Annotated in this window: 8 protein-coding genes; 3 read left to right on the top strand and 5 right to left on the bottom strand. The window is 58.4% G+C overall.

Annotation, left to right across the window (positions count from 1 at the left end):
- The first annotated feature begins 16 nt into the window (after positions 1 to 16).
- The 3 genes from JIN84_RS18260 (at position 17) to JIN84_RS18250 (ending at position 3,492) form a co-directional block, all read left to right on the top strand.
- Positions 17 to 1,753 (top strand): ABC transporter ATP-binding protein, encoded by a 1,737-nt coding sequence (locus tag JIN84_RS18260; protein WP_200352509.1) that lies wholly within the window; start codon positions 17 to 19, stop codon positions 1,751 to 1,753.
- Positions 1,754 to 1,808: 55 nt separating this feature from the next.
- Positions 1,809 to 2,111 carry a hypothetical protein gene (locus JIN84_RS18255; protein ID WP_200352508.1) on the top strand — a complete coding sequence of 101 codons (303 nt, stop codon included), beginning with the start codon at positions 1,809 to 1,811 and terminating at the stop codon, positions 2,109 to 2,111.
- Between the two features lie 112 nt (positions 2,112 to 2,223).
- Complete coding sequence (locus JIN84_RS18250; RefSeq protein WP_200352507.1) at positions 2,224 to 3,492, top strand: hypothetical protein; 1,269 nt, start codon at positions 2,224 to 2,226, stop codon at positions 3,490 to 3,492.
- Between the two features lie 28 nt (positions 3,493 to 3,520).
- On the opposite strand, the gene JIN84_RS18245 is transcribed toward JIN84_RS18250, so the two are convergent.
- The 5 genes from JIN84_RS18245 to JIN84_RS18225 all read right to left on the bottom strand — a co-directional run bounded on the left by JIN84_RS18245 (position 3,521) and on the right by JIN84_RS18225 (position 12,458).
- Positions 3,521 to 4,705 carry a polysaccharide deacetylase family protein gene (locus tag JIN84_RS18245; RefSeq protein WP_200352506.1) on the bottom strand — a complete coding sequence of 395 codons (1,185 nt, stop codon included), beginning with the start codon at positions 4,703 to 4,705 and terminating at the stop codon, positions 3,521 to 3,523.
- Positions 4,706 to 4,759: 54 nt separating this feature from the next.
- Positions 4,760 to 6,283: a glutamine-hydrolyzing GMP synthase gene (gene guaA, locus JIN84_RS18240; RefSeq protein WP_200352505.1), complete on the bottom strand. Its 1,524-nt coding sequence runs from the start codon at positions 6,281 to 6,283 to the stop codon at positions 4,760 to 4,762.
- 114 nt (positions 6,284 to 6,397) lie between these two features.
- Positions 6,398 to 7,852 carry an IMP dehydrogenase gene (guaB, locus tag JIN84_RS18235; RefSeq protein ID WP_200352504.1) on the bottom strand — a complete coding sequence of 485 codons (1,455 nt, stop codon included), beginning with the start codon at positions 7,850 to 7,852 and terminating at the stop codon, positions 6,398 to 6,400.
- 172 nt (positions 7,853 to 8,024) lie between these two features.
- Positions 8,025 to 8,762, bottom strand: a complete 738-nt coding sequence (locus tag JIN84_RS18230) for a hypothetical protein (RefSeq protein ID WP_200352503.1) — start codon at positions 8,760 to 8,762, stop codon at positions 8,025 to 8,027.
- Between the two features lie 39 nt (positions 8,763 to 8,801).
- Complete coding sequence (locus tag JIN84_RS18225; protein WP_200352502.1) at positions 8,802 to 12,458, bottom strand: pilus assembly PilX N-terminal domain-containing protein; 3,657 nt, start codon at positions 12,456 to 12,458, stop codon at positions 8,802 to 8,804.
- Between the last annotated feature and the right edge of the window lie 415 nt (positions 12,459 to 12,873).

The following is a 12,873-nucleotide window of genomic DNA, read 5'->3' as shown; positions in this document are numbered from 1 at the left end:
GGTTCTTTTTGTTGCTATGGCCATTCTCAAGAGGATTCTCCGGCTCACCTTCCGTTTCCCTCTTCAAAGCGGTCTTTCGCTCGCGATGGCGGTCACCTGCACCGTTCTGGTGCTGGTCCTTCCCGGAGTCACGATGAGGTTCGTGGATGTGATCATCGGACAAAAAAGACCGGATCTCATCATCCCGACCGCCTCGGTCGGAATCGGTGCCATCCTGCTCCGCCAGTTGCTCTTCACTTTGCGCACCTATTATAACAATTCTCTGGAGCTCAAGCTCACCCACCTCATCCGCGTCGAACTTTACGACAAGCTGCAACGGCTTCCCGTGAAATGGTTCGATTCCAACAGTTCCGGAGAAATCATGTCGCGGGTCGCCAACGACGTTCCCACGGCCAACCGGATCATGATCGAAGGGGTGGACCAGGCCATCGCCGCGATCCTCCAGTTCCTCATCGTCGTCGGCTACATGTGCTGGCTCTCGTGGCAGCTCACACTGGTCACGCTCATTCCCCTGCCCTTCATCGCGGTGTTGACCACCTGGTGGAGCCGCCGCTCCGAGCCGATGTGGCGCGAGTCCTCCGAGGCCACCTCCGCGCTCAACGCCATCCTGCACGACAACCTGTCGGGCATCCGCCAGATCAAGGCCTACACGGTCGAACCACAGGCACTGGAAACCTTCGACAAGGCATCCCGCAAGGTGGGCGAGAAAACCATGACCGTCATGCGGGGCCAGGCGCTCGTCTGGCCCGGAGTATCCTTCATCGCCGAATCCGGCATCATCCTGATGGTCGCCTTCGGCGCACACTGGGTGCTGGCGGACCAGCTTTCGAAGGGAGCGGTCATCTCCTTCCTGGTGGCATGGGGCTTCCTGTTCGATCCCATCTCCCGCATCAACACGCTCTCCCAGACATTCACCAAAGGTATCGTTTCCGCCGAGCGTGTCTTCAAGATCCTCGACACACCGGATGAAGCCAATCTAACAGAAGGTATCCGCCCGGAGAGGATGACAGGCCATGTCCGCTTTGAAAACGTCTCGTTCTCCTACTCGGAGGAGGCGCCGACCATCAATGACCTGACGCTTGAGGCGCAACCCGGTGAAACGGTCGCGCTGGTCGGCGCCACGGGAGCGGGCAAGTCCACCGTGCTGAACCTTCTCACGCGGTTCTACGACCCCACTTCCGGCCATATCCTCATCGACGGCGTCCCATTGGACACCATTTCCAAAGAATGGTTGCGCGACCAGCTCGGTTACGTCACCCAGGAAAGCTTCCTTTTCAACACCACCCTCCGCGAAAACCTGCTGCTTGCGAAGCACGACGCCTCGGACGACGAAATCTGGGCGGCCCTCGAAGCAGCGAACGCCGCCGGTTTTGTCCGCGCCAGCCCCGACGGCCTCGCCACCGTGGCGGGGGAACGCGGCGGCCGATTTTCCGGCGGGGAAAAGCAGCGGCTCTCCATCGCCCGGGCCTTGCTGAAGAATCCCCCGCTGCTCCTGTTGGACGAGGCCACTTCCGCGCTGGACAACAAGACGGAACGGCTTGTCCAGGAAGCTCTCGAAAATCTTCGTTCCGACAGAACCTGCTTTGTCATTGCCCATCGGCTTTCCACGGTCCAAAAGGCCGACCGCATCTGCGTCCTGCATCATGGCACGCTCGTCGAGCAAGGCACCCACGCCGAACTCATCCGCCTCGGCGGCAGCTACGCGAAACTTTGTGAAGCCACTTTCGCAAACGATCCTAGACCCGCGGCATAACATCTGTCAGACTCCGTTCGATCCAACTCCCCTTTCCCCAAAAAACATCTCCCACATGGAAACGCTCATACAGCTCCCCGAAGACGAAACGCCCAGCACCATCAGCGAGATCCTCGCATCGCTCCGCAAGGAGCATCTCGAACCCCGTCACGAATCGAAGGCATGGGGCGACTGGATCTACCTCGAAAGCTACAGCACGGTCATCAGCATCGAGTCCAACCGCGGCCTCAGCAGTTCCGCCACCATCGAGCACGGCGAGGGTGAGGAAGAGGGCGAACCCGCCGCATCCATCTTCCGCGCGTTCGGCCGCCTGAACTGGGTCGGCATGGACGACGACGGCGAGTATCCGCTCGCTTGAATTCCCACACCGCGCCAGCAGGGCGCGACACGGATGGTTTCTGTAAAATCTCCGTAAACCGGCCGGAAGCTTCTTGAACCCGGCGTCTCCCGGGGGCATTTCTCCGGATGTTATGAAAACATCCGCAGTCCTCCTCCTCATGTCCACCGCATGCCATGCGTGGCCGGTTTATCAGCTTCACGAATGGGGCACCTTCACCACTGTTTCCGGCTCCGACGGCACGCTTCTGACGGGCCTCGAACGTGAGGAGGAAACCCTCCCGGGCTTCGCCTACTCACACATCGGTCTGGAAAACGGCGGACGTCCCAACATGGACGAAGTCCGGCGCATATTCAAAGAACACGGAACCCAGGGTATTCCTTCATTCAAAGGCCTCGGCAGACGTCCGATCAAGGGCGTCACGGTGAAAATGGAAACGCCGGTGATCTATTTCCATTCGAATGAAACGGCTCCCATCCATGCCAAGGTGAAGGTCGGTTTCGACGGTGGCACCATCAGCCAGTGGTATCCCCAGCGCTCGGGCGGCGAGATGCTTCCCTGGCCGGTTCCGTCGGCGAATCCGATTGCGAAACCCACTCCTCTCAGCGCCTGGACGCTTGACTTCAACAAACCCTATCGTGGTTTCATCGAGTGGGACATCGACATCCTCACACCGGCCCAGACGCGTGACGCCATCCTCTTCAAACCCGGTGACAACGTCAATTGGATGCGTGCCCGGCAACCCATGACAAACGCCGTCCGCACCGCGGACGGAGAGACGGAAGGCTACCTCTTCTATCGCGGCATCGGTCGTTTCGATCCCGGCCTGAAGACCACGGTCGGCCCCGATGAGACCCTGCGTGTGGAGAATCTGACCGGAGGCAGGATTCCCTATCTGGTAGCCTTCGAAATCGCGGATGGCACTCTCCGTTGGGTCGAAAAAACCGAAGGCCTGGATGAGAAAGGAATTCTGGCCATTCCGGAATCCGATCTGAAAAACGATACCTCCGGTTTTTCCGAACCTCTCTATCGCGCCATGACCACCGGCCTTGCGAAGTGCGGGCTGACCGATGCCGAAGCACGCTCGATGGTGGAAACCTGGTGGCGCAGTTATTTCGAGAGTCCGGGCCTGCGCGTGTTCTGGGTTCTGCCCCGCGAATCCACGGATCGTCTGCTGCCTCTTGAAATAACACCTCCCCCGGTGGAAATAGTCCGGGTGATCGTGGGTCGCAGTGAAGTCCTCCGCCCGCGGCAGGAAAAGGAGTGGCTCGCCTCTTCCCGGAAGACGGGTGACGACGCCGCAGCGTGGGAGACGTTCGTCGGCACCGACCGCTTCGGCCTCTCCGTGGCACAGCGGGTGAAGTCGTTGGAAAGTGTCGCCACCAGCGGTGAAAACCACTGAGGTTTTTCAACCCACCCCTCATCCATCATCATCCCGCCGGAGCTTTGCCACACGCATGCGGGATCCGGTCAAGCACGCCGTTCAACACCTCCACCGCGATGGGCGTGGCCTCGTGGAGAAGCACGATGTCGCCTTTTGCCAGATCCGGTAAAATCCTGGAAAGCACTTTCCCGGGATCTTTCTCCACCGCATCAAAGCCACGCCGGTTCCAGGACATCACCGCCAGTCCGAGCTCGTTGGCGACAGGATGGGTGAAGAGGTTCCGGTGTCCCACCGGTGCCCGGAAATAACGCGGTGCGTTTCCTGTGACCCCGCGGATGATCTTCTGGCACTCCTCTATCTCCCTGCGCGTGCGCGATGGCCCCGCGCACCAGAAACGCGCCTGTGGGTGGGTGAGGGTATGATTGCCGATTTCGTGTCCTCGCCGGACGACCTCGCGCGCCAGGTCCGGGTGGGCGAGCACTTTCTCACCGATCATGAAAAAGATGGCTTTCGTGTCGTGACGGTCCAGCAGATCCAGCAACAAGGGGGTGTCGTGAGGATCCGGACCGTCGTCGATGGTGATGAGGATTCTTTCCCCATCCGTCGAACGGATCACTGGTCCGAGCACTTGCGAATATGGACTGAGAATCCAGCTGCAGAACATTGCGGCGAGCAATCCTCCGCCCGCAAAAAACCAGGGCCATCCCCATTTGAAAGCGGCCACCATCACCATTCCATGTGGAATGACGAACAATCCCACCCGCCAGGCGATACCCGGTGCCCCGCTCCATCGCATGCATTCCCGCCAAAACAGCACACCATCCGCGGCGATTTCCAAGACCGCCAGAGCGATCCAGAAATAGGCGAACATTCCTGCCCAACCACCTGCTCCGCATTGCATGACGGCCCATAGCAGACAAACGGTGAGCCAGAGGCGCCATTGATCCGGTTGACTCCTAACAGCCAGAATGAAGGGTAACAACTGCATCACCAGCAGCGTTACCGGAACCGCCAAGAGGCAGCCAAGAAACGGGCCCGCCATCGCGGCCAGCGGGCCGCTGGTGGCGACCCAAATGGTGAGTGGGAAAAGAACGGCGAACACCGCCGTTTCATGACGGTGCATGCCCTGGCGGGAGGCGCGCTCCTCCACATCCCCCGCCACCCGGGGCTCTCCCGCACCGAATACCCGGAACAAGGAAGAAACCGCGCGGTTGTCAGAGGGTGGTCTCATGCCGCACGGTTTTTACCGGAACATCGCGCGGCATGGAATCCACGCCCGCATTCATCACTCCCACTCGATGCTGGCGGGCGGCTTGGTGGAGATGTCGTAGAGCACACGGTTGATGCCCTTGACCTCGTTGAGGATCTTATGGCTCGTCTCGCGAAGGATGACAGGCGGCAGTTCGACCCAGTCAGCGGTCATCGCGTCTTCCGACACCACGGCGCGGAGATTGGTCGCCCATTCATAGCTGCGCTCGTCGCCTTTCACCCCCACGGTCTTCACTGGAATGAGGCCGGCATAGGCTTGCCAAACCTTGTCATACCAGCCGTGTTCCTTGAGTTTTCCGATGAAGATGGCATCGCACTCGCGGATGATGTCGAGACGTTCCTTGTCGACGACTCCGGGACACCTGACGGAGAGGCCGGGACCGGGAAACGGATGACGCTGGAGGATGTCCTCGGGAATGCCCAGCGCGGTGCCGAGTTCGCGCACCTCGTCCTTGAAAAGCTCCGCAAGCGGTTCCAGCACCTTTCCCTCCGCCTGGAGTTCCAGGATTTTGGCAACGCGATTGTGGTGCGTCTTGATCACGGATGCCTTGGACTTCGCGTTGGAAGCGCTCTCGATGACATCCGGGTAGAGCGTGCCTTGCGCGAGCATCTCCGCATCGCCCACCGCGTCCCAGAAGACCTCGATGAACATGTTGCCGATGATCTTCCGTTTCTTCTCCGGGTCTCCCTCACCCGCGAGAGCGGTCAGGAACCTTTCGGAAGCATCCACGGTATCGATGTCCACGCCGATGCGTCGGAAGTTTTCCTGCACCACCTGCGCCTCGTCCTTGCGAAGAAGGCCGTTGTCGACAAAAATGGCCCGCACGTTCACCCCCGCCTCCTTGAGCAGAACGGCAAGCACCGTGCTGTCGACCCCGCCGGAAACGCCGCAGACGACCTGGCGGCTGCCGACCGTTTCGCGGATGCCGTCGATCAGCTCACGCTTGAAGTCGTCGATGTGGAACGGCAGCAGGTTGCTGGAAAGATCGAGGAAGTTTTTCAGGATCTGAAGACCCTCGTGGCTGTGTGTGACCTCGGGGTGATATTGGATGCCGAAGAATTGCTCGTTCCATTGCAGGGAAACCGGTGTTCCGTGCTGGTTCGAAGCGATCACCTTCGCCCCATCGGGCAAAACCTTCACCGTGTCCGAGTGGCTCATCCACACCTGCGAGGACGCGGAAACACCTTCGTAAAGGCCGATGCATTCCGCGGGAAACAGGTTCGCCGGACCGTATTCGCGACGGTCGCTCGCCTGCACCGTGCCGCCGAACTTGATATTGAGAAGCTGCATGCCGTAGCAGACTCCGAGAACCGGAACGTTGAACGCTTTCAACGCCTCGAAATCGAGGTCCGGCGCATCCACCTCGCTGGTGCTCTTGGGGCCGCCCGAAAGGATGATCGCGCCGGGCTTCCCGATGTCCGGGAACTCCTCGATCGCATAGAGCTTGGCGAAGTATCCGAGCTCGCGCACGCGGCGCACAATGAGCTGCGTGTATTGCGAGCCGAAATCGAGAACGGCAACGTGGTTGGAATCGTGCATGGATGGGAAAATTCTAAATCTTGAATTCTAAAATTTGAAACGAAGAGAAGGAGGAAAGGCAGCGCGAATGTTTCTTGTTCTTCGTTTCGAATCTCGCGCTTGGGATTGATCGCCTCAGCTCAGCGGTTGGTAGTTCGTGGGCTCCTCCGTCATGACGATATCATGGACGTGGCTTTCCCGGAGACCACCTGCGGTGACTTGAACGAAGTTGGCGCGTTCGCGGAGTTCGGTCAGGGTGGAGGCTCCGACATAACCCATGCCGGACTTCAGGCCGCCCATGAGCTGGAAGATCACATCGGAAAGAGGTCCTTTGTAGGGTACGCGGCCTTCGACACCTTCCGCGACGAGTTTGCCTGAGCTGTTCTGACCATACCGGTCGCCCGCGCCTTTTTGCATGGCTCCGATGGACCCCATGCCACGATAGGTCTTGAAGCGGCGCCCTTGGGACTGCACCGTCTGGCCTGGGCTTTCCCGGGTTCCGGCGAGAAGCGAGCCAAGCATGACAAGATCGGCTCCGGCGGCCAGTGCCTTGACGATGTCACCCGAGTAACGGATGCCGCCGTCGGCGATGACCTTGACACCCGCCTCACGGCAGACATCGGCGACATTCCGGATCGCGGTGAACTGGGGCATGCCGACCCCGGAAATCACGCGGGTGGTGCAGATGGAGCCCGGCCCCACACCAACCTTCACGGCACTGGCTCCTGCGGAGACGAGATCGCGCGCGCCTTGTTCGGTAACGACGTTTCCGGCGACGACAGGAACATTCGAAAGCGAACGCAACTTGCCGATGACTTCCATGACATGACGCGTATGACCGGTGGCGGCATCGATGAAGAGTGCGTCCGCACCAGCGTCGATGAGCACCTGTCCGCGGTCGATGCAATCCGGACCGACACCTACGGCGGCTCCGCAACGGAGTCTTCCGTGGTCGTCCTTCGCAGCGTTGGTGAAAGTGATGCGCTTCTCGATATCGGAACCGGTGATGAGTCCGAGCAGACGTCCTTCCGCATCGATCAACGGGAGTTTCTCGATCCGGTTCTGATACAAAATACGCCGGGCTTCTTCGAGGCTGGTGTTGGCCGGCGCCGTGATCAATTTTTCACGAGGGGTCATCACGTCGGCCACACGGGCGTCGGTCCGGTCGAGGTAGCGGACATCGCGTCCCGTGACCATGCCCTCGAGGCGGCCTTCGCCATCAATGACAGGAAATCCGGAGAATCCGTTTTTCGCCATCACGGCACGGACGTGATCCACGGTATCCTCCTTGCGGACCGTATGCGGTTTTTGAATCACGGCGTTTTCCGAGCGCTTGACGCGGGAAACCATGGTCGCCTGCTCGTCGATAGGGCATGCGCGGTGAATCACACCGATACCCCCCTCACGGGCGAGCGCGATCGCGAGATCATGTTCGGAAACGGTATCCATCGCCGCGGAGACGACAGGTAGGAACAGTGGGATACCAGCCGTAACATGCGTGGAAAGATCCGCTTCACCAGGCAACACCGAGCTCAAAGCCGGCACCAGAAGCACGTCATCAAATGAAAGTCCGAGAGAAATCTCTGCCATGGCGGAGTCAATAGAAGCGGCCTCCCGAGCGCAAGCCCGAATCTGGGTCAGGGAAATTTTATGGTGGCCGGATCCGATTACAGACCGAACTTCATAAAAAAGAGCGGCATAGGATGCCGCTCTTTTTGTCATTCCGGTTGATTCTGTAATTCCGGTGAGATGCGCGTGGTCCTCACTGTCCGGCTGCGGAAGGAGCCGACGGCTCCCTTGGCGCGAGATCGTCGAAATTCCGGATCTCCACAAAAGCCGTTTTCGGATCCGGGAACATCAGAAGAATATTGCGGCGTTCCTTGCCGGGAACCGTCCAGATACTGGAAGCGATGGGCTCCCACTTGTTGGCTTTCCAAACGAAACCCGTCATGCCGGTCTGAAGGTTTTCTCCCACGGGCGGGTTTTCGATCAGCGAAACCTGACCGGGATTGTAGTCATAGACCTTCTCCTCAAGCTTGAGCCTGACTTTCTGGGGAGCGAGGTTTGTCACGAAATAGGAACCCGCCGGAAAATTCTTTTTCGAATCATCGATCGGCATGATACGGAACTGCGCCTTGTCTTCCGGACGGCTCTTCGGGAAAAACAGAAGAATCGCCGAGTTCACGTTTTGCGGGAGGGTGATCTCCCCCACCAGCTCCCCTTCCCGGGTGATGGATCCCCGGTCCGGCTTGCTGGTGAAAACGATCTTCCTGCCTACCACCGGCACGGTGAAGTATTCATGGTTCAAGTAGGATTTGATGGGGGTTTTCACGGACGCCGCCGACGCTTGCGCCGCAGGGTCCTGCGCATACACATCGTCCTGAGCCAGGCCCGTATTGAAGGCGAGCATGCGGAGTTCCACTTTTCCGCCCCCTTGGGCGAACAGAGGCAGGGAAGTCACGCACAACAGCGCGGCGACAAGCAGTTGTTTGAAGATCATGGTGGAGAGTAAGCGATGCGAACGGCGGGAGGCAAGCATTCAGAGCTCGTTTTCTGAAAGCCAGCGGAAGGACACCAGGTTGAAGCGACGGCCGAACGTGATGTTCGCCGCAGACTTGAGATCGCCTATGTTGGTCTCCGGCACCTCCGTGGAATCAACGAACTCCGGAACACGCTGAACAACCGCCTCGCACCAGGCACGTGCTGTGACAGTTCCTCCGCTCGTGGCCTCGCCATAGCTGCGGATTTTGAAGGTGTCCCCACGCACCGTGATGATCGGAGCAAGCACTGTCATGAGATCACCCTGGGTCAGGGTCGGAGGAGTGCCCTCGGCCGTGAGACCGTTCATGACCGCGGCGTTCTGCACACCGGTCATGCGCCTTGCGGTGCTGGAGATGGTTTTCGAATCACGATCCAGAACTGTCCTGTTGATATCCGCGGTAGCATCCACTTCATCGATGGCGGTCTGCAACAAACCCGCGTTCTGATGTACTGACGATCCGGGGCGGCGGTTCACAAACTCACCGACCGAGAACGGAGGCGCGCCATCGACCTTGCCACGTTCCTTGATTTGTTTGATGATGCTTTCCGCGAGACTCTTGATCTGGGCGTCGGTCAGGGTCTTGAAACCCGCCCAGAGCATGCCATCGGCCGGCTTCGAGCTCGTGAGCGGCTTGCTGATGCGGGTGAACGGTGTTGAATCGTCATTTTTGTAGGAGACTTGCGAAATACTCGTGCTGGCACCTGTTACCGCGACCCTCACGCCGGTCACCGTCCTGTCACGCATGGCCATCAAGGCCGCGCACCAGGCATCCAAGGAAGTCGAGTTGACATTGAACGGACCACGGATCGCCAGATATTTTCCCAATTGCTTCGAGCGTTCCGTCGTATTGAGTCCCAGGATCTCGCTCGTGCGCTCACCGGCATCCTGACTCGAAATCGGGATTATCCGGCTGTTCAACGGCGACTTGGTATTGGCAAAAAGATCGGTCAGGATCTGCTCGGTGGTCCTGGCATCATCCGTCTGCAAAAGTCCCGAACCGGTGGCAAGGTTCGCTACCGATGAGAAATAATAGCCATCCCAAAGAGAGTCATTCAAGAGATAGGAGTGGTCGAGCATCTGCGATCCGGTGCCAAAGGCGACCCTGTTTGCCGGGATCAGGGGATGGGCGCGCGAGTTGCCGAACGGATGGACCACGCGGGGTGGCTTGGATCCGCTCGCGAGGTTCGAGTGAATGAAGTCGCCCAGCGAGGCGGCAGGAGCCAGTGGCACATGATACATGGGCACGAAAGTCGAACCGGCGCTCAAGCGGTTGTCCGCACCGAAGTAACCGCGGTTGGTTTTCGACTCGACAGCGATTCCTCCGTCAGCAGGACTGTCCAAACTGGTGATTTCCTTCAACCGGAGGTCATAAGGTTGGTTACTGAGACCCACCACCGTGCTGTCCTGCACGCCGCCTTCAACGACCATGTTGTTATACAACCAGGGCTTGTTGTCGGTAAGGAGCTCACGTGTGGTGCGGCCCGACATCTCCAGCATGGCGAAGGCGCGCTTCTTGGTCTGCGTCTGGTCACTCGCCTCCTGCAGCATGTCATTGATCCGGTAAGTCCGGGTGATCACGCCGTTGTTTTTCGTCGGGTTTTCGCTGATATCCTGGGTCGGATCTCTTCCCAAGAAATTGAACACATAGGTGCGCAGCGTGTCCGCACTGACATCGCTGATTCCGTTCGTGATTGCCGTTCCTTCGCTGTAACCCGCGAGAAAGTCCACTTGGAACTGGTTGGCCAAGGCTGACGAAGTGACAAATGGCTTGATTTCCACCTTGAGCTCGTGGTCGAGACGCATCGTCACGTATCCGTCTCCGTCGTTCGGATTATTCGGGTACTTCGAAGGACCATAACGATTGTTGGTGGCAAGGTGGTCGATTTGAAGCCCGGCCATGCTGTACCAGCCCGGGACAGCCTCCACTCCGAACTTGTTGTCGGTTCTCCCGTCGATATTGCCGAAGTTACGACCGGACTGCCAGTCGAAGAATGTGGGCTTGATAACGCCATTGGGATTTGTCTCGGCCCCCCAGGTCCAACCGGTCTGGACGCGCGGCGAGAACACCTTCACTTCCCCCGGCCTCAGTTGCAGCCTGGTGCCGGTGTTGTTACGATCCCCATCCGCGAGGACCAGGGTGAAGCATCTCCGTGCGTTCGCATTGTATTGATTGTCGATCTGCATCTGGCCCAGCGTAGCGAACCCACCGTTGTTCGCCGGATCCCTGAAATAGGCTCCGGGGCCCAGGCCCAGGTTCGTGAACCGGAAGGCCACCGGCGGATCCCACACCCTGATGCGCGCCCTGTTCAGGTTGAGCGTCACGTCGTAAGGATTGTAAAGCGTGGTCACCACGTCATAGACCAAGTGAGGCACCGCATAGTTGTTTTTCCCGAGAATGCCATCCCATTGGCTGATGCGTTCAAAGATATGGGGACGATGGCTGACGATGGAGAACACGATCTGCATCTTGGCAATGACGGGCAGCAACCGCTCCGTATCAGGGGAAGGACTGTAGCCTTTCGGATCAATCTTGTTGATCGTGGTGGGACTGTTGACCTTCAGATCGTAAACCTTGTTCGTTTGATTGAGCGAGTAGGCAGGTTCGCCGCTTCCTCCTGTCACATTCGTGAACTTGCGGTAATGATCCCGGAAATACGACCAGCGAAGGTTTCCATCGGCTGACTTGAAATTCTCGGGATAAACGAACGAACTGGCATTCACCACGGCCTCAGGCAGGGTCGGGCTGTTGAGGTTCTGGATGTCAAATACCGAGCTGAGATCGGTTTTCAAACCACCAGTGGCCGTGTTGGTCAAAAGACCCATGTTCATGGTCGTGAAATCATGGAACCTGGAATCAATGGGCTCGTGGTTGGTCGAGTTCAAACCCAGAGCCGCGGTATTGAGGGAAATGAGCTGTTGGGGATCAGCGAGCGAAGAAAGTTCGTTCGCGACCATGTCGGCGCGGTAACGGCGGGGAACCGAGCGCTCGGCAACCTCCAGACGGGGATCGATCGCCGCATCAGGTTTGTCGCCGAAATCAATGGAAGCCTTCGTACTCTCGTCGAAGACCGCCCAACCATAACCGCCTGCGGATTTGGATGACTCGCCGACTTTCACCTTCCCGACAATCACAGTGGTGTCGATGTTCTGACTGTCTTTCGATGGGTTTTTCGCATCTCCCACCAGAACCACCGAGTCATCGCCGAGCGGCAGGGCCGTGTTCGGATAAGCAGGTGCCATGGCATCGTTCTGCTTGGTTGTGGAAACCAGCCAGCCACGGAAATTATTCGACTTGCTGGAATAGCTGGGCGCGCTGTTGTCGTTCGGCGCCCAATGCCAATAGTTGCCTGGATCGCCCTGGTTCCATACCCCCACCGCATGAGGCTGGCCCGGCTTGTCGGCAACCGCGGACGCGGGAGCGGAAACAGCCTTATCCGGCCCCAGCGTTTTCTGAAGTTCACCCAAGGCGAGCATCATCCCGAGGCGCGCGTTGTTTTTCGCAATGCTTGCGGCGCTCGCATGTCCGGAAGAACGAAGGCTGACACTGGACAGCGTCAACAAGCCGACAGCAATCACCGTCAGCAAAATCATCATGCTCAGCGTCACGACCAGCGCGAATCCTGATGGTTGGGTTTTCTTCGGGTTTGTCTTCATGGGGAATAGGGGTTTAAGAAATCTGAAAGAATATAATGACATTACAATGTAATCGCAATCGAAATTTTTTGGCTGGCGTGTTCGTGGGTATCAGGTCTCTGAAGACGTCAGCTATGGGGTCTGCGATTTTTGATTTCGATAGTCTCAAGCAACAGGGTTCGCGGGAGATTATCGTGATGAATGGGTCGGAAAACGGCGTCGGACCTCAAAAGTAGGACCCATTTTCCTCGCACCACAAACAAAAATGGCCGTACCCCCCCGATTGGGGGAGAGGTCGGAAATGTCGCAAATCGGAACTTCCGGATGACAATGAGGCGCAGAATGGCGACTCGAATGGCAAAACATTTTGTGCATACGATGCGGATACGATGTCAGAATTGACCAACTTCGTGTCCCAACGTGCTCTATTTTTCGA

Source organism: Luteolibacter yonseiensis (assembly GCF_016595465.1).
GTDB classification, from domain to species: Bacteria; Verrucomicrobiota; Verrucomicrobiia; order Verrucomicrobiales; family Akkermansiaceae; genus Luteolibacter; species Luteolibacter yonseiensis.
This window is presented reverse-complemented; position numbering and strand designations above follow the sequence as displayed.